Annotated in this window: 17 protein-coding genes; 14 read left to right on the top strand and 3 right to left on the bottom strand. The window is 73.4% G+C overall.

Going from position 1 to position 20,873, the window contains the following annotated elements; all coding sequences use genetic code 11:
• Positions 1-176: 176 nt before the first annotated feature.
• Positions 177-2,897, bottom strand: coding sequence for an FAD/NAD(P)-binding protein (locus tag Y09_RS03710; RefSeq protein WP_053916296.1), 2,721 nt, complete (start codon positions 2,895-2,897; stop codon positions 177-179).
• A 147-nt stretch (positions 2,898-3,044) separates the two neighbouring features.
• On the opposite strand from Y09_RS03710, the gene Y09_RS03705 reads away from it, so the two are divergent.
• The 7 genes from Y09_RS03705 (at position 3,045) to Y09_RS03675 (ending at position 10,608) form a co-directional block, all read left to right on the top strand.
• Positions 3,045-4,091: an amino acid ABC transporter permease gene (locus Y09_RS03705; protein WP_148639509.1), complete on the top strand. Its 1,047-nt coding sequence runs from the start codon at positions 3,045-3,047 to the stop codon at positions 4,089-4,091.
• Positions 4,088-5,011, top strand: coding sequence for an amino acid ABC transporter ATP-binding protein (locus Y09_RS03700; protein WP_234695617.1), 924 nt, complete (start codon positions 4,088-4,090; stop codon positions 5,009-5,011). Before Y09_RS03705 ends, Y09_RS03700 begins: the two co-directional genes overlap by 4 nt.
• A complete protein-coding gene (locus Y09_RS03695) occupies positions 5,008-6,009 on the top strand; it encodes a transporter substrate-binding domain-containing protein (RefSeq protein ID WP_053916295.1) in 1,002 nt (333 codons plus the stop codon). Before Y09_RS03700 ends, Y09_RS03695 begins: the two co-directional genes overlap by 4 nt.
• Complete coding sequence (locus Y09_RS03690; RefSeq protein ID WP_053916294.1) at positions 6,006-7,079, top strand: LLM class flavin-dependent oxidoreductase; 1,074 nt, start codon at positions 6,006-6,008, stop codon at positions 7,077-7,079. Before Y09_RS03695 ends, Y09_RS03690 begins: the two co-directional genes overlap by 4 nt.
• Positions 7,076-8,449 carry an LLM class flavin-dependent oxidoreductase gene (locus Y09_RS03685; RefSeq protein WP_148639508.1) on the top strand — a complete coding sequence of 458 codons (1,374 nt, stop codon included), beginning with the start codon at positions 7,076-7,078 and terminating at the stop codon, positions 8,447-8,449. The genes Y09_RS03690 and Y09_RS03685 overlap by 4 nt, the downstream gene beginning before the upstream one ends.
• A gap of 496 nt (positions 8,450-8,945) precedes the next feature.
• The gene (locus Y09_RS03680; protein WP_053916293.1) at positions 8,946-9,863 is read left to right on the top strand and encodes a LysR family transcriptional regulator; all 918 of its coding nucleotides are present in this window, start codon (positions 8,946-8,948) and stop codon (positions 9,861-9,863) included.
• Positions 9,864-10,002: 139 nt separating this feature from the next.
• Positions 10,003-10,608 (top strand): hypothetical protein, encoded by a 606-nt coding sequence (locus Y09_RS03675; RefSeq protein WP_234695616.1) that lies wholly within the window; start codon positions 10,003-10,005, stop codon positions 10,606-10,608.
• A 93-nt stretch (positions 10,609-10,701) separates the two neighbouring features.
• Here Y09_RS03675 and Y09_RS03670 read toward each other — a convergent pair whose 3' ends face one another.
• On the bottom strand, positions 10,702-10,986 hold the full coding sequence (locus Y09_RS03670; RefSeq protein WP_053916292.1) for a YciI family protein: 285 nt from the start codon (positions 10,984-10,986) through the stop codon (positions 10,702-10,704).
• A 289-nt stretch (positions 10,987-11,275) separates the two neighbouring features.
• On the opposite strand from Y09_RS03670, the gene Y09_RS03665 reads away from it, so the two are divergent.
• From Y09_RS03665 to Y09_RS03655, 3 genes are read left to right on the top strand one after another with little or no spacing between them, the layout of a single operon-like run.
• The gene (locus Y09_RS03665; RefSeq protein WP_053916291.1) at positions 11,276-11,821 is read left to right on the top strand and encodes a helix-turn-helix transcriptional regulator; all 546 of its coding nucleotides are present in this window, start codon (positions 11,276-11,278) and stop codon (positions 11,819-11,821) included.
• A 2-nt stretch (positions 11,822-11,823) separates the two neighbouring features.
• Positions 11,824-13,047, top strand: coding sequence for a serine hydrolase (locus tag Y09_RS03660; protein WP_053916290.1), 1,224 nt, complete (start codon positions 11,824-11,826; stop codon positions 13,045-13,047).
• Positions 13,044-13,424 (top strand): hypothetical protein, encoded by a 381-nt coding sequence (locus Y09_RS03655; protein WP_053916289.1) that lies wholly within the window; start codon positions 13,044-13,046, stop codon positions 13,422-13,424. The genes Y09_RS03660 and Y09_RS03655 overlap by 4 nt, the downstream gene beginning before the upstream one ends.
• A gap of 69 nt (positions 13,425-13,493) precedes the next feature.
• Here Y09_RS03655 and Y09_RS03650 read toward each other — a convergent pair whose 3' ends face one another.
• Positions 13,494-14,279 carry an alpha/beta hydrolase family protein gene (locus Y09_RS03650; RefSeq protein WP_053916288.1) on the bottom strand — a complete coding sequence of 262 codons (786 nt, stop codon included), beginning with the start codon at positions 14,277-14,279 and terminating at the stop codon, positions 13,494-13,496.
• Between the two features lie 195 nt (positions 14,280-14,474).
• Here Y09_RS03650 and Y09_RS03645 point away from each other — a divergent pair, with 195 nt between their 5' ends.
• From Y09_RS03645 to Y09_RS03630, 4 genes are all read left to right on the top strand, one after another.
• On the top strand, positions 14,475-16,031 hold the full coding sequence (locus Y09_RS03645) for an alpha-amylase family glycosyl hydrolase (RefSeq protein ID WP_053916287.1): 1,557 nt from the start codon (positions 14,475-14,477) through the stop codon (positions 16,029-16,031).
• Between the two features lie 202 nt (positions 16,032-16,233).
• Complete coding sequence (locus tag Y09_RS03640) at positions 16,234-16,581, top strand: hypothetical protein (protein WP_010551825.1); 348 nt, start codon at positions 16,234-16,236, stop codon at positions 16,579-16,581.
• Positions 16,582-17,087: 506 nt separating this feature from the next.
• Complete coding sequence (locus Y09_RS03635) at positions 17,088-18,914, top strand: ABC transporter ATP-binding protein (RefSeq protein WP_053916286.1); 1,827 nt, start codon at positions 17,088-17,090, stop codon at positions 18,912-18,914.
• Positions 18,911-20,725 (top strand): ABC transporter ATP-binding protein, encoded by a 1,815-nt coding sequence (locus tag Y09_RS03630; RefSeq protein ID WP_053916285.1) that lies wholly within the window; start codon positions 18,911-18,913, stop codon positions 20,723-20,725. Before Y09_RS03635 ends, Y09_RS03630 begins: the two co-directional genes overlap by 4 nt.
• Positions 20,726-20,873 lie beyond the last annotated feature (148 nt).

Raw genomic sequence — 20,873 nt, 5'->3', positions numbered from 1 at the left:
CCCTCGAGGCCTGAGCGCCCGGTCGCACGCATCCCCGCTGATCCTCCGTGTGCCCGGCTCGCCGAGACGTGGATAAGTGTCGGTACAGCCCCTGATACCGACACCTAGCCACGTCTCGATGCTGCTCCGGGGCGAGCCGTCAGGCGCCCAGGCCCGATGGCCGCCCCGGCGCAGGGTCAGGCGGCGCGGATGTGCTGGGCGCGGCGGAGGTCGAGCTCGGCGGAGGTGGACCAGCCGCTGAACAGCGCCTCGCCCGGTTCGAGGTCGCGGCCGGCGGCGAGGGCGCCGAGGTGCACGGGCTCGTAGCCGAGACGGTGCAGCAGCGCGGTGACGAGCTCTGCGGCCCGGTCGTCGTCGGCGGCGAGCGCGATCGCCCTACGGGACGGGTCGCCGTGATCGCGGCCGTGCTCCTCGACGTCGTGGTACCCGATGTGGTTCAGCGTCTTGACCACGTGCGCACCGGGCAGGCGCGCGGCGAGCAGCTCGCTCGTGGAGAGCTCGCCGACGTGGTCGCCGAGCTCGGCGCGGGCGGCGTCTACGGCGGCCGCATCGGCCTCGCCCCAGGGGTTGGTCGCATCGACCACGACCGCGCCCTGCAGGGCGCCCTCCTCGAGGCTCAGCGCGACGTGCAGCGGCAGGGTCAGGGCGATGACGTCGCTGGTCGCGGCGAGATCTGGGAGGCCGACGTGCAGAGCACCGGGCAGCTTCGCGGCGAGCGCGGGCGGGGCTGAGCGGCCGGCGACGGAGACCTCGACCCCACGGCGCAGCGCCGTGCGGGTCAGCGCCGAGCCGATCTTGCCCGGGCCGAGCACGCCGAGCCGCGGGGTGTGCGGGGCGCGGACGGCGAGATCCGCGGGGAGCCGGAAGGGCGCGACAGCAGTGGCCGACGCATCTGACGCAAGTGCGACCTGTGCCGAAGCGGCGGCGGGCGCGAGCACCGGGATGCCGCCGTCAGCGTCCTCGCCCCCGTGCTGCTCGGCCTCCGGCCGGGGCGCGTGCCCGCGCAGCGCGGTCTCGAGCAGCTCGCGGGCGAGGGCGTCGTTGCGGCGGTGGCAGGGGGCGTTGGTATGGGGCCGGGCGAAGGCGCCGATAGGCAGCTCCGAGGTCCAGGGCCCGATCGCCCACAGCCGCTCGCGCGGCGTGCCGTCGGGGCCGAGCACGCGGTGGCGCGCGTCGACGTCGAGGGTCCCGGGCGAGGAGGCGGACTCTCGACCCACGGCCTCCCCGCCAGCTGTCTCCGCACCACCGGCGACGAGATCGCGCAGCAGCGGGTTCGTGGACTCCTCCAGCGAGGGCTCCGGCAGGAAGGCGTCCACGAGCGCGCCGGTCGCGATCTCGATGCCGGTGGCGCCGCGGGCGCGGAACCGGCCGCTGGCCTCGTCGGCCGTGACCCGCAGGCCCGGTCCGAGGAAGCGGATGATGCCCGCGCGCTCGAGGGCGAGCAGCTGCTGGAGGCGGTGCGGGGGCGGGCCGGAGTCGACGAAGCTGAACAGCGAGTGCCACCAGCGGGGGTAGTCGCCGCGGGCGCCGCCGCGCAGGCGGGTCGCAGGCAGCTGGTCCACCAGCACGCCGTGCAGGCGCAGCAACAGCTGGAAGAGGGTGCGGGCGGCGGTGACCTCGCCGCCGATGCGGTCGCGCAGGTCCGCCTCGATGTGGCCGACGACGGCATCGCGCGTGGCCTGTTCCGCGAACTCGGGCAGCGTGGTCGCGCCGAGATCGGAGAGCGGCTCGTCGAGCCAGGCCAGCGGCTCCTCCCCCTCCTGCGCGAGAGGCGCTCCGGGGACCTGGTGGGCGATCTCGGCGGCGATCAGCGGCAGCACGTCGGCGCGGAAGTCGAGCAGGCCGTGCTCGTCCTCACGGGCGCGGAGACTCGCGGGAGTGACGTGCACGAGCTCGCCGAGCCCGGTCGGGGCGCCCTCGTCGCGGACCTTCGAGTGGTAGGGGACGCCGCGGCGGGAGCCGACCCAGAGTCGGGGCTCCTCGCCGGAGGGGAGGTAGTCCAGGCGGCCGCGCAGCTCGGCGGCCGCGTCCTCGCCCGCGCTCTCCGCCTCGGCGGCGGGCACGAAGCGGCCCCCGCGACCCTCGGTCAGCAGCGCCATGAGGTCCACGAAGGCGAGTCCCATGCCGCGCACGATCACGTCCTGCCCGGCGCCGAGCAGCTCGACCTGCGCGTCGGAGGCCTGGGAGGGGCCGAGATAGGTGCCGCCGTGACGGCGGGCGAAGGCGGCGAGCTCGTGTCGGGCCGCGTTCGGACGGGCGTCGGTGTGGCCGGCGGCCAGCAGCAGCAGGTCGGCGCGCAGAGGAGAGCGGTCCTCGAGATCGACGCTCCAGGTCGCGGGCCCGTCGCCCGCGCGCACGGCGGTCGCGGTGGTGCGGTGCACGGTCACGGACACCGTCGAGGGCAGCGCCGCGAGCACCTGCCCGAAGAACCACTCGAGGTAGAGCGCCTGGACGCGGCGGGAGGCGAAGTCCGTGGGCCCGAGCGCGTGGATCTCGGCGAGGCGGGCGGTGCCGGCCGTCGGCGCGGCGATCGTGCCGCGACGGATCCCGTCGGCCCATTCGGCCAGCGACGGACCGGCGACCACGGGCCCCTCGGCCTCGACGGTCTCGTCGGTGAAGATCGAGACGTCCGCGGCGCGGGAGTTCATCAGCAGCAGGGGGCTCTCCTCGGCCCGCCAGATCCGGCCGGCGCCGGGCATGTGCGGGTCGACGATGTCCACGTGGAGCGGCGTCTCGGCGAGGCGCTCGGCCGTTCCGGGCACGCCGGCGTTCGCGCCGAGCCGCTCGAGCACGCCGATCGCGCGCGGCCCGCCGCCGACCATCACCAGGCGCATCGGGGCGCCGCGGCGGGCGTCGTCCGTGCTGGTGGGGGTCAGTGCGCTGTGCCGAGAGTTCATGCGTGCGGGTCCCTTCCGAGGTTCCTCTGTGTCACAACGTGACGCGTCATAGTCGTCACCTTGCATCTCCATTAGATTCGCTTATAACGTCGAGCCTCGCAAGCCTCGACCGGCCTGCGGTTCACGTTCCGTCACGGAAGGCACACCATGACCTCCTCCGTCGTCACCCACGACACAGCCCGCCGCGCCGACGCGCCCGGCGCCGCCTCGGGGACCGACATCATGTCGTGCCCGCCCGGGACAGGCACCGAGGATCGTGCGTCGCTCGGCCCGATCAGCGATGAGGAGCTCTCCCGCCTGCGCGTCGTCCCCGCCCGACACCCGGGCCGGATCGTGCTCGCGGTGCTGGTGGGCCTGCTCGCGGCCGCAGTGCTGTGGTCCTTCGTGACCAATCCGCGCTGGGAGTGGGGCGTGGTCGCGCAGTGGTTCTTCGCCGAGTCGATCATCCGCGGGCTGCTGGAGACGCTGAAGCTCACCGTGCTCGCCGGCGCCGTCGGCTTCGGGCTGGGGCTCGTCCTCGCCCTGATGCGCCTGTCGAAGTCCTCGCTGATCTCGTCGGTGAGCTGGACGTTCTCCTGGATCTTCCGCTCCACGCCGCTGCTGGTGCAGCTGCTGCTGTGGTACAACCTCGGCTACCTCTACGAGAGCATCACGCTCGGCATCCCGCTGACCGACGTGACCTTCGTCGACACCCGCACCAGCGACCTGATGACCCCGATGCTCGCTGCGATCCTGGGACTCGGCCTGCACCAGGCCGCCTACGCCGCCGAGCTCATCCGCGGCGGGATCCTGTCGGTGGACCAGGGCCAGATCGAGGCCGCCAGCGCCCTGGGCATCCCCGCCCGCGACCGTTCCCTGCGGATCGTGCTGCCCCAGGCGATGCGCGCGATCCTCCCCACCGCGTTCAACGAGATCATCGGGCTGGTGAAGGGCACCTCGATCGTGTACGTCCTCGCGCACGCCGAGCTGTTCTTCACCGTGCAGCTGATCTACGGCCGCACCCAGCAGGTGCTGCCGATGCTGCTGGTCGCGACGGTCTGGTACGTCGTGATCACCTCGCTGCTGTCCATCGGGCAGTACTACATCGAGCGCCACTACTCCAAGGGCGCGGTGCGCACCCTGCCGCCCACCCCGCTGCAGCGGCTCCGCGCCCGCCTCGGCCGCCGCCCCGTCACCGCAGGAGCCGCCGCATGAGCCCGCTGACCTCCCTGCTCCGCCGCCGTTCGGCCGGGGTGCAGTCGACCCTCGACGCCCGTCCGGCTGACGCGACCAGCCCGTCGGCCGCCCTCCCCTCCCCGTCGGCCGACGGTCCCCGCGGCGGTCTCGTCGAGATCCGCGGGGTGCACAAGTCCTTCGGCGACCTCGAGGTGCTGCGCGGCATCGACCTCACGATCGCGCCCGGCGAGGTGACCGCGATCCTGGGCCCCTCGGGCTCCGGCAAGTCCACCCTGCTGCGCTCGATCAATCACCTCGAGCCCGTCACCAGCGGCCTGATCAGCGTGGACGGCGAGGTGATCGGCTACCGCCGCGACGGCGACCTGCTGCACGAGCTGCGCGAGCCCGAGGTGCTGCGCCAGCGCACCGCGATCGGGATGGTGTTCCAGTCCTTCAACCTCTTCGCCCACATGACGGCGCTGGAGAACATCACGGAGGCGCCCCGTCGGGCGCTCGACGTGAAGCGCGCCGAGGCGGAGGCGCATGCCCGGGAGCTGCTCGCGCTGGTGGGCCTGTCCGAGAAGGCGGGCGCCTATCCGCGCCAGCTCTCCGGCGGCCAGCAGCAGCGCGTCGCGATCGCCCGCGCGCTCGCCCTGCGCCCGAAGGTGCTGCTGTTCGACGAGCCGACCAGCGCCCTGGACCCCGAGCTGGTCGACGAGGTGCTCGCGGTGATCCGCTCCCTCGCCAGCGCCGGGACCACGCTCGTGATCGTCACGCATGAGATCTCCTTCGCCCGCGACGTCGCCGACACCGTCGTGTTCATGGACCAGGGTCGAATCGTCGAGCAGGGCCCGCCCGCCCAGGTCATCGACTCCCCCACCCATCAGCGCACCCGCTCCTTCCTGCAGCGGGTCCGCACCGACTCCCCCACCGCCACCACCGACGAGGACCTCTCATGACCCTTCCCCGCCCCGCGCGCCCCACCCGACGAACCGTCGCCGCAGGCGGCCTGCTGCTGCCGCTCGGCCTGCTCGCCGCCTGCTCCGACCCGGCCCCCGCCGCGACCGGCGCGGCCGAGGGCTCCGGCTCCGACGCCTCCGACGGCGGCGGCTCCGGCCCCTCCATCGACACCTCCGGCACGCAGGAGCTGATCCGCGCCGAGGCCGACGAGCAGGTCGCCGCGCTGCTGCCGACGGAGATCGCCGAGTCCGGCGTGCTGCGCGTGGGTATCAACGGCACCTCCTCCGCGCCGCTGAGCTTCCTGGCCGACGACAACCAGACCTACATCGGCTCCGAGATCGACGTGGCCCGGATCGTCGCCGACAAGCTGGGCCTGGATTTCGAGCTGAAGCTCACCACCTGGGAGAACTGGCCGCTGAAGCTCGAGGCCGGGGAGTTCGACGCGGTCCACGCCAACATCGGCATCAACGCCGAGCGCCTGCAGAAGTTCGACTTCGCCTCCTACCGCGCCGCGTACATGTCCTTCCTGGTCAAGAAGGGAGCCGAGGGCTGGCTCGAGGACGCCGACTCGCTGTCCGGGAAGATCATCGCCGTCGGCGCCGCGACCAACCAGGAGCGGATCCTCACCGACTGGAACGCCGAGCTCGAGAAGGCCGGGAAGGCCCCGGCGGAGCTGAAGAACTACTCCACCGAGGCCGACACCCTGCTCGCCCTCGGCTCCGGCCGCGTGGACGGCTACATCGCCCCCTTCGCCTCGCTGAGCTTCATCGCCTCCCGCCGCGACGACGTCGAGCTGCAGGGCCGGGTCAACGCCGGCTGGCCCGACGAGACCCTCGTCGCGGGCACCTTCCCGGCCGGCAGCGGCCTCGCCGAGCCCTATGCCGCCGCGCTCAACGCGCTGATCGCCGACGGCACCTACGCGCAGGTGCTCGAGCGGTGGCAGCTGACCGACGAAGCCCTCACCGAATCGCGCGTCCACACCAAGGAGAACCCGTGAGCACCACCGTCACGCCCGACGAGACCACCTCGTCGAGCACCTCGCCCGCCGCAGGTCCGGTCGACGGGGCAGGCGCGCTGCCCGTCCTCGCCGTCGACCTCGTCACCGCCCCGTCCCTGCTGGAGGGCCTCGCCCCGCTCACCCGCGGCCTCGAGGAGGCCGGGATCGGCGCGCTGACCCTCAGCGACGGCGGCCTGCACCCGATCCACGTCGCCGCGCATCTCGCACCGCTGACCCGCGGGATCGGCCTGCTGCCCCGCACCGACGCGATCTACGTCGAGCCGTTCCACCTGGCCACACAGCTGGTGAGCCTGGACCACATCAGCCACGGCCGGGCCGGCTGGCTGCTGCAGGCCGAGACCGACCCGTCGGCCGCCGAGGCGGTGGGCCGCGAAGTGCTGGGCCTGGAGGCGACCGCCCGCGAGGCCGCCGACGTGCTCGAGGCCGTCCGCACCGTCTGGGGCACCTGGGCGCCGGACGCCGTCGTGCGCGACACCGAGCGCGGCGTGTACGTCGATGCCTCGCGCCTGCAGTACGCGGACGTCGAGGCGGAGACCTTCTCCGTGCGCGGCCCCGCGATCACGCCCCGCTCCCCGCAGGGCCTGCTGCCGGTGTTCGTCGCCGACACCGACCGCGCGGACGCCGGCGAGCGCGTGAGCGGTGAGCTGGCCGACGGACGGGTGCTGGACCTCGACGTCTCCGGCGGCGCCCGCGCCGAGGAGCTCGCCGCGCAGATCGCCTCGGCCCTCGAGCAGGCCGGCGCCGGTCCGTCGGCCGTTGCCCAGCAGGTGCGGCTCGTGCGCCTGGTGGGTCTGGACCTCGAGGCCGACCCGCTGGGCACCGTGCGTCAGCTGGCGGACGAGCTCCGCTCCCGCGGCCTGATCGCCCCCGCCCCGGCCGGTGCCCCGGCCCCGTCCGCCGCGTCGGACGCATCGGGCGCGGCCCCGGCCTCGGTGCCGGCGTCGGGCCGCACTCTCCGCGACCTGCTCGGCCTGCCCGAGACCCCCTTCCGCCTCGATCCTGCCCGGCGCGCCGACCGCGCCCGCCTCACCTCCGAGGAGAACGCATGAGCACCGCCACCACCCCGCTGGCCGACGCGCCGCTGTCCGAGGAGGCCGCCGCGCTCGTGACCGGCCCCGCCGAGCACCCGCTCCACCCCGCGCACACCCCCACCGGACAGCTCTCCTTCGGCGCCTTCTTCCAGGGCGTGAACTCCTCGACGATCTGGCGCCTGCCCGAGAGCGGCGACCAGGTCGCGTGGGAGTCCTTCGAGTCGCTGGTCCGCACCGCCGAGCGCGGCAGGTTCGCGGCGTTCTTCCTCGGCGAGGGCCTGCGGCTGCGCGAGCACCGCGGCGTGCCCTTCGAGCTCGACGTCGCCGGCCGTCCCGACGCCCAGACGCTGCTCGCGGCGCTGGCCGGCGTGACCGAGAAGATCGGCCTGGTCGCCACGCAGAACACCACCTACAACGACCCGGTCGACCTCGCCCGGCGCCTGCAGACCCTCGACCTGCTCTCCGGCGGCCGCGCCGGCTGGAACATCGTCACCACCGACAACGCCTGGACCGGCGAGAACTTCCGCCGCGGCGGCTACCTCGACCACGCCGACCGCTACACCCACGCCGAGGCGTTCCTGCAGGTCGCCGAGCAGTACTGGGCCGGCCAGAAGATCTCGCACGACGGCGCCCACTACACGGTGCGCACCCAGGGCGACCTGCCCCGCTCCACGCAGGGCCGGCCCGTCCTCTTCCAGGCCGGCGCCTCCCCCGCCGGTCAGGACTTCGCCGCCCGCACAGCCGACGTCATCTTCTCCCCCCACGGCTCCCTCGCCGCGGCCGTGGATTTCCGCCGCAGCATCGTCGAACGCACCGTCGCCGCGGGCCGCGACGCGGGCGCCGTGAAGATCCTGCCGGGCGCCGAGATCATCCTCGCCCCCACCGAGGCGGAGGCCGACGAGAAGGTGCGCTGGGTGCGCGACCACCAGATCGGGCCCGAGCAGGCCATCGCCCTGCTCGAGCAGTACTGGGGCCGCGACCTCTCCGAGTTCGACCCCGAGGGGCCGCTGCCGGACGTGCCGCCGGAGGTCGTCGAGTCCGGCGTGACCCGCGGCGCCGGCTTCCAGTTCGAGAAGGCCGAGCAGCTCACCCGCCAGTGGCGCGAGGAGGCGGCCGAGAAGGGCCAGAGCATCCTCGAGTTCGCGCGGGTGAAGTCCGGGGCACGCCGCGGCGAGTTCACCGGCAGCTACGACGCCGTCGCGGACCGGCTGGTGGAGTTCGCGCGGCTCGGGGCGATCGACGGTCTGAACATCACGCCGTGGCTGATCCCCTCCGGGCTCGACGACATCGTCGACCACCTCATCCCGCGCCTGCAGGAGCGCGGCGTCTACCCGGCCGAGTACGCCGGCACCACGCTGCGCGAGAACCTGGGCCTCCCGCCGCTGTGACCCGGTGAACGGGGCGGGGCGGGGCAGCCGATCACGGCCCCTCCCCCGCCCCGTCGCCTTCCCCACCCTGGTCCCTTCCCCGCCGCGTCGCCGCTTGCGCTCACCGTTTGCTGGTGCCACGACTCATCCGGCCCACCACACGAGTCCTGGCGGCAGCAAAACCTGCCGCGCGTCGGCTCATCCGGGCCCAGCACGGCACTGGGTTCGCCCTCTCACCGTCGCCGAGACGTGGCTTCCTGCCGGAATGACCCCTCATACCGACACAAAGCCACGTCTCGCCGCGCTGCCAGGCGTCCGGGACTGCCCCGGGACGGTCCTGGGTCGGTCGAGATGTCCCTCAGCAGAGGTGGGGTTATCAGTACTCGATACGCCCGCCTTTGCTGAGGGATGTCCGACGGCGTCGAGCGGGACCCTGCGCCCTCTCCCTCCGAACCGCCCAGAACGCCGTCGGCGAAGTCATAAGCCAGGCTTGCCACTGCCGGATACCATGACTGTCATGGACCCCCGCAGGCTTCTCATCTTCCGGACCGTCGTGCGCAACGGCTCGATCGGCGCGGGCGCGCGCGAGCTGGGCTGGACCCAGCCGGCCGTCTCCCAGCACCTGGCCGCGCTCGAGAAGGAGGTGGGCACGCAGCTGCTGCTGCGCTCCTCCTCCGGCGTCACGCCCACGGAGGCGGGCTCGCGCCTGGCCCTGCACGCCGAGGCGATCGCCGCGCAGCTGCACGCCGCGGAGGAGGAGCTCGCCGACATCACCGCCCTGCGTCGCGGGACCGTCAAGTTCGGCACCTTCCCGTCGGCCGCGGCGGTGCTGCTGCCACCCGTGCTGGCGCGCCTGAGCGAGAGCGCCCCGGACCTCGACGTCACCTTCGACGAGCTCGAGCCGCCGGACGCGGTGCCGGCCGTGCGCGAGGGCGATCTCGATCTCGCGCTCGTGTTCCGCTATCCCTGCAGCGACATCGGCGACGAGGGGGCCCTGGAGTGGACCCCGCTGATGGAGGACCGCGTGATGGCGGTGCTGCCGGCGGCCCATCCCCGCGCCCAGGACCCCGAGCTCACCCTCGCCGACCTCGCCGAGGAGCCGTGGATCGCGGGCTGCGAGCGCTGCCGGGCGAACCTGCTCTCGAGCGCACGCCGCGCCGGGTTCACGCCGCAGGTGCGCCACTCGACCGACGACTCGATCGTGGTGCAGCGCCTGATCACGCACGGCGGCGGGGTCGCGCTGATGCCCGAGACCACCCTCGAGGCCGCCCCGCCCACCGACGATCTCGTGGTGCGCCACCTGCCCGATCTCGAGGACCGCACGATCGGCCTGATCAACCGTCGCGGTGCGCTGTCGATCCCGGCCGTCGCCGCGCTGAAGGACGCCCTGGTCGCCGAGACCACCGGGCGCCTCGCCACCGCCGCTTTGATCTGACGCCGCGGCGCGGCCCCGCCTGCACAAAAGGGGATTCCCGCAGCACGCCGCGGAGCTGAGCTCCAGCGCGTGCCGCTGGAGTCCCCTTCCTGCAGATCGCTCTCGACGCGGGTCCAGGCGTCGTCCGTACTCTGGTCAGATGCCCGGTCCTGATCCCGCCCCCGCCACCTCCACGACCCACGCCCCTGCCCGGGCGTGGCTGCGGCCTGCGCTGCTGCTCGTCGGCGGTGCTCTGCTCACGCTGCTGATGGTGCTGGCCGATCAGCTCATCGCCGCGCTCGCGGTAGGGGCGTTCTCCCTGTTCATGGCGTCCTGGACGAGTCCGCTGCGCTCCGGCCCGCACACCCCGCTCGCCTCCGCGCAGGAGCGGGCGCGGGGGGCCGACGGCACGGCGCCGACGATCGTGCTCTGGGCACCCGGGGATCCGGCCTCGGCGCGTCTGCAGGCCGCGATCCGTGCCCCGCGCGAGGACCTGATCTGGGTGAACGTGTTCAAGGACCCGGCCGCGCAGCAGCTGCTGGGCCGGTACGGCGGGGAGCGGATGCTACCGCTCGCGCTGCAGGGCGAGGACGCCGCGCGCATCGACAACGTCTCCGAGCTCTTCGCCTTCCAGGACCGGGCCAGGCCGGACGGTGCGCCCGGCGGCGCCGCGGGGGCGGGGCCGACGACGCCTGACCCCGGCGCCGACCCGTCGGGACGCGCCGAGGAGCGGGGCGAGGACGAGCCCGGCTCGCCGCGCGCCTGAGGACGCGCGGCCATCCCCGGCTCACGCGCCGAGGAGCGGGGCGAGGACGAGCCCGGCTCGCCGCGCGCCTGAGGACGCGCGGCCGTGCCCGGCTCAGGCGCCGTGCAGCTCCCCGATCACGACCTTCCACTCGCGCGCGACGCGGTCCGCGATCACGCGCTCGCGCTTGAAGGGGTCGCCGTCGAGCTTGGCGAGCGCTTCCTCGGCGGAGTCCGCGACCACGATCAGCAGCGCCTCCGAGCCGTCGTCCAACGGGCCCGACAGCAGCAGCGTGCCCTCGCGGAGCAGCTCGGCGAGGTGCTCGCGATGCTCGGGCCGGAACGTCGCCAGGCGCTGGGCGTCGTCGATGTAGGTGTACTGGACGGCGAAGACGGCCATGGGATCCCCTCGGTGCGCGACGGCCGACGGCGATGCCGGCCGATGATCTCCCGCCCATCCTGCCGCACCGCACGCCGCGGCCGACGGGACGTCCGGGGCCGGGTGCGCCGCCGACCTCGACAGCACCGGCCCGGGCCCGGTGGTCCTGACCGCACCGCGCCCGCCGTCGCTTCACCGAGCCGCACCACCTCGATCCTTCGCCCCCACTATTCCGCTCCTCCGTAATTCCGGATACCCTGATCGTGATCGACGGCCACCGCCGCCGACCCGTCACCTCAGGAGGTGGGAGATGGCCGAGGATCCGGAGCTGCGGCGGCGGCTCGACGCGCTCGAACGCCGGATCACGCAGCTCGAGGAGCGCGACGAGCCCGGTGCCGCGCCGCCTGCCGACGCTCCTCCCGCGGGCGCCCGATCCCGCTCCACCGCCGACGAGGACCCGTTCTGGGCCCTCACCGCCCTGAAGGCGCAGGTCCCGCCGCCGGGCGCCGTCGTCTACGCAGGCAGTGTCGAGGTCGGGGCGGGGCATGTGGAGTACCAGTGGGGCCGCCCCACCGAACACCTCCTGGCCGCGGACTGGGCCGAGCACGCCGAGACCGTCGCCGCGCTCGGACATCCGCTGCGCCTGGCGATCCTGCGACGGCTGGTCGACGGCGAGCACACCGTCGCGCAGCTCGTGGACGAGTTGGAGCTCGCCTCGACCGGCGTCGCCTACCACCACCTCTCCGCCCTGCAGACCGGCGGCTGGGCCACATCCCCGCGTCGCGGCAGCTGGGCGATCCCGCCGAGCCGCATCGTCCCGCTCCTCGCCATCGTCACCGCCCTCGAGAAAGGCTGACCATGCCGGACCTGCCCGCGACCCCGCCCGACGACGAATCCCCCGACCCCCACCTCGGCACCTCGGGCGCCCCGCCCGTCGACCGTTCCGCTCAGCCCGCCCGAGCCATGCCTGCTTCACGCCGCCGCCATCCCTCTCGGCGCGCCGTGCTGGCCGCGGCCATGCCCGCGGCAGCAGCGGTCGTCGGCCTGACGGCGCTCACCGCGCCGCGACCCGCCTCACTGGGCGAGCCGGCCGGCGATGAGCAGCTCACCGAAGCTCTCGCCCCTCACCTTGGCGGACACCGACGGGTCGCCGCGATCCTGGTCGAGGACGGGCAGGCGCGAGTGGCCGGCTTCGGCACCGGCGACGACGCCGAACTGGAGAGCTCCGAGTTCGAGATCGGCTCGGTCTCCAAGACCTTCACCGGCGCACTGCTGGCCGTCGCGGTCGAGCGCGGGGAGCTCGCCACGGAGACCACCGTCGCCGAGGTGCTCGGCACGGACGCGGAGGGCAGCGCGATCGCGGACGTCACCCTCGCCGAGCTCGCCACCCACAGCTCGGGCCTGCCGCGCCTCGCCTCGGCCGCCGCCGGCGGCGGCGGGAGCATCCTCGCCGGACTGCTGCGGAAGGACCCCTACCGGGGCCGCGATGCGCAGCAGGTCATCGCCGACGCCCTCGCCGAGACGCCGTCGGGCCGCGGCGAGCACGCCTACTCAAACCTCGCCGTCGCCCTCGAGGGGCAGCTGCTCGCGACCGCCGCGAACACCGACTACGCCACGCTGCTCACCGAGAGGATCCTCGAGCCGCTCGGCATGACCAGCACGTACGCACCCATCACCGCCGAGAACCTGCGGGAGACGGCTCGGCGCGGGCACGGCACGAGCGGCCTGCGGCAGGGCATGTGGACCATGGACGGCTCCGCCCCGGCCGGCGGCATCCGCTCCACCCCCGGGGACATGAGCCGGTATCTCACCGCCATGATCGACGGCTCCGCCCCGGGCGCCGAAGCCGCGACGAAGGTGCTGTTCGAGGAGAGCGGGGCGAGCTCCACGGCGATGAACTGGTTCCTCGAGGACTTCGGCAGCGGTCAGCCGATCACCTGGCACAACGGCATGACCGGCGGCTACGCCGCGTTCGTCGGCTGGGAGCCGTCGAGCGGGCGAGGGCTCGCGCTGCTCTCGGACACCGCCCGCTCCCTCGACGAGCTCGCCGTGGGCGTGCTCACCGGGGAGGTGGCGCTGTGAACGCACTGCTGTCGCTGCTGCCGCTGCTGGTGGCGGCGGTCCTCGCGGTCGCGCTGGTGGTGACGATCGTGCAGATATGGGCCCGGTACCAGCATCCGATGCGCCTCGCGCTGCAAGCCGTCGGCGCCGCCTCGCTGATGGGTGTGATCGGCCTGGCGGGGCTCCTCCCGGATGCGCTGTGGTGGGTCAGCTGGGTGCTCGCGCTCGCGATCCTGCTGGGCATCGCCTTCTCCGCCAGACGCCTGCTCGTCGGCGCCCCGCCGTCGGAGCCGAGCCCCCGCAAGGCGAAGCTCCTGGACCCGCCGCCCCGCAGCTCCGCGGTCGTCGAGGTGCTGTTCTGGCTGGCGCTGGTGGTCGTGGCGCTGATCGCCGGCTGACCACGCCTCGTCCCGAGCGGGGTCCTGGGCGCGTCAGGCGCCGATCCCCGGACCGGCCGGCGCCCTGCCTCAGCCCCGGATCGGCAGCCAGTCCAGCACGTCCTGGATGCCCTCGTCCCAGAACTCCCAGGTGTGGGCGCCGGGACGCAGGCGCGAGGCGACCTCGACCCCGGCATCCTCCGCCGCGGCGAGGAAGCGCCGGTTCTGGTCGATCAGCTGGTCCTCGGTGCCGCAATCGAGGAACAGGGCGGGCAGCTCGGCGGGGTCGCCGGCGCCGAGCAGGCCGAGCAGGTCATCGGCGGTGCCGGCGATCTTGCGCCCGCCCCAGACCCGCTCGGCGAGATGCCCGGTGCTCAGCTCGAGCGACAGGCTCGCGGGGTCCAGCGCCCCGGACAGGCTCGCCGCGGCCGCGAAGCGGTCCGGATGGTTCAGCGCCAGCTTGAACGCGCCGAAGCCACCCATCGACAGGCCCGCGACGAAGGTGTCCTCCCGCGCGGTCGAGACGCGGAAGGTGCGCGCCACGATCCGCGGCAGCTCTTCGGCCACGAAGGTCCAGTACGCCTCCCCCACCGCCTCGTCGGTGTAGAAGGAGCGACGCACCTCGGGCATCACCACGGCGATCCCCTTCTCCGTCGCGTAGCGCTCGATCGAGGTGCGGCGCTCCCAGATGGTGCAGTCGTCGCTGAGGCCGTGCAGGAGGTAGAGCACCGGCACGCCGGACTCGTCGGCCGCGGACCCGCTGGTCGCGTCGGCCCCTTCCATCCCGATCCCGGAGGCGGCCTGCGGCATCAGCACCACCATCGAGGTGCCCATGCCGAGGGACTCGGCGAAGAAGTCGGTGCGCAGGCGGATCATGTCTCTCCTCGATGAGCGGGCGGGCGTCGGCCCCAGCATCCCACCCCGCCCCTCACCTTGTGCTGCCGTGACGACTCATGTCCGTCGGCACATGAGTCGTGGCGGTGGCAGAACCTCGCGGCGCCGGAGGCGCCGCGGCACGCGCACCGCCCTCCCCCGGGTGCCCCGGCGCCCCGCGATGCCTACGATGGCGGCATGACCGAGACCGCTCCCGCCGCCCCCGCACCGCACGCCGCCCCCGCCTGGGCCCGCGACGCGATCTGCTGGCAGGTGTACCCGCTGGGCTTCTGCGGCGCGCCCCGCCACCGCGAGGACCTCACCGGCGAGACCTACGGCGGGGCCGACGGGGAGAACGTCGTGCACCGCCTGCGCCGGCTGGCCGGCTGGCTCGACCATCTCGTCGCCCTCGGCGCGAACGTGCTGCTGCTGAACCCGATCTTCGACTCGGTCTCCCACGGCTACGACACCCTCGATCACCGCCGGATCGACCCGCGCCTCGGCGACGAGGAGGACTTCGACGCACTGGTCGCAGGCTGCCGCGAGCGCGGGATCCGCCTCGTGCTCGACGGGGTCTTCAACCACATCTCCCACCTCCACCCCACCGCGCGTCGCGCGATCGCCGCCGGCCCCGGCACCGAGGAGGGCGACCGGATCCGCTGGTCGGGCACGAGCCCCTACGGCTTCGAAGGCAACGACGACCTGGTCGAGGTGGACCTCTCCGACCCCGTCATCCAGGACCGGATCGTGGAGATCATGAGCCGCTGGCTCGAGCGCGGGGTCGACGGCTGGCGGCTGGACGCGATGTACGCCGCGGGGGCCGAGGCGTGGGCGCCGATCCTCGAGCGGGTCCGAGCCGCGCATCCCGAGGCGTGGATCCTCGGCGAGGTCATCCATGGTGAGTACCCGGCCTTCGCCGCCGCCTCCGGCGCGGACTCGATCACCCAGTACGAGCTGTGGAAGGCGATCTGGTCCTCGCTGCGCGACGGGAACCTCTTCGAGCTCGCGCACGCGCTCGGCCGTCACCAGGGCTTCCTCGACCAGTTCCGGGAGGCCGGCTCGGGCGCTCTGCCGCTGACCTTCGTGGGCAACCACGACACCACCCGCATCGCCTCCCAGCTGGAGGACGGCCGCGACCTCGCCGCCGCGACCGCGCTGCTCGCCCTGCTGCCCGGCATCCCGGCCGTCTACGCCGGGGACGAGTTCGGCGCCGCCGCCGTGAAGGAGGAGCGCGAGGGCGGGGACGACGCGATCCGACCCTGGTTCCCCGGCTCGCCCGACGAGGTGGTCGCCGCGCACGAGGCCGCCGACGCGGGCGACGAGTCGCCCCGCTCCCTGCAGCTGCTCGCCCCCGAGGCGGCGGGGCGGATCCTCGAGGCCCATCAGCGCCTGCTCTCCCTGCGCCGACGCGAACGGTGGCTCGTCACCGCCTCGGTCGCCGTGGACGAGGCGACGCTGACGAACACCTGGGCCCAGATCGTGCTGACCCCGACGGCCGGCGGGCACGACGCGGGGGCGAATGAGCTCGACACGACGGCCGACGGGGAGCCCGCGGCGGCCGACCGCGCGGCCGACGCGACGGACCCCTCCGGCGAGCGCCCCGCCCCTCTCACGCTGGTGCTGAACCTCGGCGACGAGGCCCTGCCCGCCCCTGGCGCGGTGCTCGAGGCGGTCAGCGGCGCGGACATGCTCGACGCCGTCGGCCCCGCCGCCGAGGGGACGGTCCCCGCCCACGGCATCGCGGTGGTGCGCTGAGCGGGCGTCGCGCTGCCCTCCAGCCCCTCCCAGCCCGGTGCCGTGCAAGTCCTGGAGAGGGTGCACGCAAGTGTTCGCCTGCCTCAGGACAGCCTGATGCCCTCATGACCTGGCACGACGGATCCGCCCACGCAAGTAGTGCTGCGGCGTCCGGCAGATGCCGGGTGCTCACCACACAGGTCGCTCGTCGTAGGCTCGAGGCATGAGCACCGCGATCAAGCCCGCCGAGTCCGTGAACACCGCCCCCGTCGTCGCCGCCGGGCTGATCGGCGGCTGGCTGACCGCGCGGGAGACCGGCATCCGCCCGCTCGGCGGTGTGGTCCTCGCCGCGGCCGGGATCTACGCGGGCCGCACCTGGCTGGCCCGTCGTGGGCCCGCGACCACCGCCGTGCTCGGCGCGACCTACGTGCTCGGCTTCGGCCTCTCCCACCCGCTGGCGAAGAAGATCGGGGCCTGGCCCGCGGTCCTCACGGTGACCGCCGCCTCGGCCGGCGCCGCGGCGCTGCTGTCCGACGCCGCCTACGGCGAGTGGCTGCCCGCCGACGCCTGACCCGCCGGCCGGGTGCCTGACCCGCCGGCCGACCGGCTGACCCATCGGCCGGACGCCCGACCTGCCAGCCGGACCACTGCCCCGTCGGCCGGAAGCCTGACCCGCCAGCCGGACGACTGCCCCGTCGGCCGGGTGTCTACCCCGTCGGCCGGGCGGCGCCGGACGCCTGCCCCGCCGACATCCCCTCCCGCCTGCCGGGCACTGGCGGGCGCTCCACGGCGCGTCGTGGCGATATCGCCACGTCGCGTCACCACGCGCCTGTCGACGACGCCGCAGGGGGCAGCCTGCCTCCCCACCCACACCGAGTCCATCCCCTCTGAGCTGTCGGCATCCGGCCCCACACCGACAGCTCGGAGGGGATGGAGCGCGTCCAGGGCAGACGAGACGAGAGACCTGTCGGAGCGGCCGCCCCCCGGAATGCGCTGTCACCCGTCGGGATCGTTGACTAGGCTAAGTCCTCGTCCCCGACCGCCGGGGCGCACTCCCCTCTGAGGAACTCTCTCCCCATGCTCGGCACCATGCGCCGCCTCTGGCAGACGGTCCGCCCCATCAGAATCCGCCTCTTCCTCGGCCTGCTGAGCGCCATGACGGCCTCGCTCGTGGCGCTGATGATCCCGCAGGTCCTCGAGGTCATCGTCAACCGGCTCGGCAGCGACGCCACCGCCATCACCATCTGGACCGGCGGCGCGATCGTGCTGGGCCTCGGCATCGTCGAGGCCACCCTGATCTGGCTGCGCCGCACCTTCGCCGTCGCCCCCTCGACCACCGTCGAGAAGCAGATCCGCGTGGGCTTCTACCAGAAGGTCCAGCACCTGCCCGTCACCTTCCACGACGGCTGGGGTTCGGGCCAGCTGCTCTCGCGCATGATGAGCGACATCAACCAGATCCGCCGCTGGATCGCCTTCGGCATGATCATGGCCGTCACCAACGCAGTGACGATCGCGGTGGGCATGGTGCTGCTGGTCCGCTCCAGCGCGCTGCTGGCGCTGATCTTCTTCATCGCCGCGGTGCCCGTGACGATCATCGCCTACCGCTTCAACCGCACCTTCTCGGTCCTCTCCCGCCGCTCGCAGGACCAGAACGGCGACCTGGCCACCACCATCGAGCAGTCGGTGCAGGGCATCCGCGTGCTGAAGGCCTTCGGGCGCGGGCCGACGGCACTGGCGGGCTTCACCGAGCAGGCCGAGGAGCTGCGCCGCACCGAGGTGAAGAAGGCGACCGCCATCGCCCGCTTCGACATGTTCATGTTCATGCTTCCCGAGCTCGCGCTCGGCGTCGCACTGCTGGTGGGCCTGCACCTGACCGCGGACGGGTCCATCACCACCGGCCAGCTCGCCTCCTACTTCGCGACCGCCACGCTGGTGGTCGGCCCGGTGCGGATGCTCGGCATGCTGCTGGGCCAGGCCGTGAACGCGAGCACAGCGCTGGACCGCCACTACGAGGTGATGGACACCGAGAACACGATCGTCTCGCCCGAGCGCCCGGCGCCGGTGGACCCGGCCGCGGCGATCGGGGCGGTGCGCCTGGACGGCGTGCACTTCCGCTATGCCGATGCGCCCGAGCACGTCGACGACGTGCTGGACGGGGTGGACCTCGAGGTCCGCCCCGGGGAGACGATGGCGCTGGTCGGCGTCACCGGCAGCGGCAAGTCGACGCTGCTGCAGCTGGTGCCGCGGCTGTACGACACGACCGCCGGCGCGATCACGATCGACGGCGTGGACATCCGCGACATGGACCTCACCACGCTGCGCACCCTCACCGCCGTCGCCTTCGAGGACGCGACCCTGTTCTCCGACTCGGTGCGGGACAACGTGCTGCTCGGCGCGGACCCGGCCCTGTCCGCGCAGGAGGCGGAGGATCTGCTGCACCTCGCGCTGCGCACGGCGGATGCGACCTATGCCTACGAGCTGCCGGACGGGGTCGACACCCGCATCGGCGAGGAGGGCATGAGCCTGTCGGGCGGGCAGCGCCAGCGCCTGGCCCTGGCCCGCGCGATCGCGGCGAAGCCCGCCGTGCTGCTGCTCGACGACCCGCTCTCGGCGCTGGACACCAAGACCGAGGAGACCGTCACCGCGCGCCTGCGGGAGGTGCTCGCCGGGACCACCACCCTGATCGTCGCCCACCGCACCTCGACCGTGGCGCTGGCCGACCGGGTCGCGCTGCTGGACGACGGGCGAGTGGTCGCCGTCGGCACCCACACCGAGCTGATGGCGAGCTCGGCCCGCTACCGCTGGGTGATCGCGAACCAGGAGGAGGAGCGGCGCCGCGACCAGGACATCGAGACGCTCACCGGCGAGCTCGAGCTCCGCGCCATCCAGGAGGAGGGACGATGACCGCCACCGCACCCACGGACCGCGACGACGCCGACAGCGGCGCGCTCACCGCCGAGGAGGCCCGCACCTCCCGCAAGCGCTCCTTCGCCCTGCTCGGCGAGCTGATCTCCCCGGTCAAGGGACAGTTCGCGATCATGGCCGTGATGGTCGTGATCGCGCAGCTCGCCGTCGTGGCGGGCCCCGCGATCATCGCCCGGGGCATCGACCACGGCCTTCCTGCGCTGCTGGACGGCGATCCGTGGCCCGCGACCCAGGCGGCGGCCCTCGCCGTCGCCGCCGCAATCGTCGGGGGCGTGCTGACCTTCGGGTACGTGCGCCAGTCCGTCGTCGTCGGCCAGCGGATGCTGCTCTCCCTGCGGCGGAAGGTCTTCCGCTTCACCCAGAAGCAGGACCTCGAGTTCCACGAGTCCTACACCTCCGGCCGGATCGTCTCGCGGCAGACCTCCGACATGGAGGCGCTGCGGGAGCTGCTGGACTCGGGCGTGAACGTCATGGTCGGCGCGTCGCTGTCGATGGTGTTCACGATCGTGCTGATCGTGACCATGGATCCGGTGACGGGCCTGGTCATGCTGCTGATGCTGATCCCCTGCGTGGCGCTGACGGTGTGGTTCCAGAAGCGCTCGAGCGTCGAGTACCGCGCGATCCGCACCCACTCGGCACGGCTGATCGTCCACTTCGTCGAGGCGATGGCCGGGATCCGCGCCGTGAAGGCGTTCCGCAAGGAGGACCGCAACCAGGCCGAGTTCGACCGCCTCGCCCAGGACTACCGCGACGCGTCGCTGCGCTCGATCAATGTGTTCGGCATCTACCAGCCGGCGCTGCGCGTGCTCGCGAACGTCACCATCGCCGCGGTGCTGGTCGTCGGCGGGTTCCGGGTGCTCAGCGGCGACCTGCAGGTCGGCGTGCTGGTCGCGCTCGTGCTCTACTCGCGCCGCTTCTTCCAGCCGATCGACGAGATCGCGAACTTCTACAACGCCTTCCAGTCCGCCGTCGCGGCGCTCGAGAAGATCGCGAACCTGCTGGCCGTGCAGCCCCACGTGAAGGAGGCGCAGACCCCGACGCCGCTGCCCAGCTCGGACGGGCAGATCGACTTCGAGGACGTCTCCTTCCGCTACTCGGACGACGGGCCGCTCGTGCTCAAGCCGATGGACCTGCACATCCCCGCCGGGCAGACGGTGGCGCTGGTGGGCCAGACCGGCGCCGGGAAGTCGACGGTCGCGAAGCTCATCGCCCGCTTCTACGACGCGACCGAGGGGGCGGTGAGGCTCGACGGGGTGGACCTGCGGGATGTGTCCATGGAGGACCTCACCCGCAACATCGTCATGGTCACGCAGGAGGCGTACCTGTTCTCCGGCACCGTCGCGGACAACATCGCGCTCGGCCGGCCGGGCGCGCCCCGTGAGGAGATCGAGGCGGCGGCCCGTGCGATCGGGGCCGACGAGTTCATCGAGAAGCTCCCCTACGGCTACGACACCGACGTGAACAAGCGCGGCGGCCGCGTCTCGGCCGGTCAGCGGCAGCTGATCTCCTTCGCCCGCGCCTTCCTCGCCGACCCGCGGGTGCTGATCCTCGACGAGGCGACCAGCTCGCTGGACATCCCCTCCGAGCGGATGGTGCAGGAGGGCCTGACCAAGCTGCTGGGCCGCCGCACCTCGCTGATCATCGCCCATCGCCTGACCACCGTGATGATCGCGGACCGCGTGCTGGTGGTGCACGACGGGCAGGTCGTCGAGGACGGCTCCCCCGCCGAGCTCGTCGCCGCCGGCGGCCGCTTCGCGGCGCTGTACCAGGCGTGGCAGGAGTCGATGTAGCGCGCCGGGATCGCCCCTCTCACCGGGAGCGCGCGGCACGGGCCCCGCGCCCGGCAGCCGATGTGGCGGAGTTCCCACGACAGTTGTGCGGGAACGCTGGCGCAGGCGGTCGGCGCCGGTCATCTTCCTGCTGTCGCACCGGTTCCGA

This window comes from Brachybacterium sp. SW0106-09, from assembly GCF_001293905.1.
GTDB lineage: Bacteria > Actinomycetota > Actinomycetes > Actinomycetales > Dermabacteraceae > Brachybacterium > Brachybacterium conglomeratum.
The sequence above is the reverse complement of the archived record's forward strand: the minus strand, read 5'-3'. Positions and strand labels throughout refer to the sequence as shown.

What these genes read in the sequence shown, in the direction of transcription:
- Y09_RS03710 (WP_053916296.1), bottom strand. Translation starts at nt 2,897, where the DNA reads ATGAACTCTCGGCACAGCGCACTGACCCCCACCAGCACGGACGACGCC.
- Y09_RS03705 (WP_148639509.1), top strand. Translation starts at nt 3,045, where the DNA reads ATGACCTCCTCCGTCGTCACCCACGACACAGCCCGCCGCGCCGACGCG.
- Y09_RS03700 (WP_234695617.1), top strand. Translation starts at nt 4,088, where the DNA reads ATGAGCCCGCTGACCTCCCTGCTCCGCCGCCGTTCGGCCGGGGTGCAG.
- Y09_RS03695 (WP_053916295.1), top strand. Translation starts at nt 5,008, where the DNA reads ATGACCCTTCCCCGCCCCGCGCGCCCCACCCGACGAACCGTCGCCGCA.
- Y09_RS03685 (WP_148639508.1), top strand. Translation starts at nt 7,076, where the DNA reads ATGAGCACCGCCACCACCCCGCTGGCCGACGCGCCGCTGTCCGAGGAG.
- Y09_RS03680 (WP_053916293.1), top strand. Translation starts at nt 8,946, where the DNA reads ATGGACCCCCGCAGGCTTCTCATCTTCCGGACCGTCGTGCGCAACGGC.
- Y09_RS03675 (WP_234695616.1), top strand. Translation starts at nt 10,003, where the DNA reads ATGCCCGGTCCTGATCCCGCCCCCGCCACCTCCACGACCCACGCCCCT.
- Y09_RS03670 (WP_053916292.1), bottom strand. Translation starts at nt 10,986, where the DNA reads ATGGCCGTCTTCGCCGTCCAGTACACCTACATCGACGACGCCCAGCGC.
- Y09_RS03665 (WP_053916291.1), top strand. Translation starts at nt 11,276, where the DNA reads ATGGCCGAGGATCCGGAGCTGCGGCGGCGGCTCGACGCGCTCGAACGC.
- Y09_RS03660 (WP_053916290.1), top strand. Translation starts at nt 11,824, where the DNA reads ATGCCGGACCTGCCCGCGACCCCGCCCGACGACGAATCCCCCGACCCC.
- Y09_RS03650 (WP_053916288.1), bottom strand. Translation starts at nt 14,279, where the DNA reads ATGATCCGCCTGCGCACCGACTTCTTCGCCGAGTCCCTCGGCATGGGC.
- Y09_RS03645 (WP_053916287.1), top strand. Translation starts at nt 14,475, where the DNA reads ATGACCGAGACCGCTCCCGCCGCCCCCGCACCGCACGCCGCCCCCGCC.
- Y09_RS03640 (WP_010551825.1), top strand. Translation starts at nt 16,234, where the DNA reads ATGAGCACCGCGATCAAGCCCGCCGAGTCCGTGAACACCGCCCCCGTC.
- Y09_RS03635 (WP_053916286.1), top strand. Translation starts at nt 17,088, where the DNA reads ATGCTCGGCACCATGCGCCGCCTCTGGCAGACGGTCCGCCCCATCAGA.
- Y09_RS03630 (WP_053916285.1), top strand. Translation starts at nt 18,911, where the DNA reads ATGACCGCCACCGCACCCACGGACCGCGACGACGCCGACAGCGGCGCG.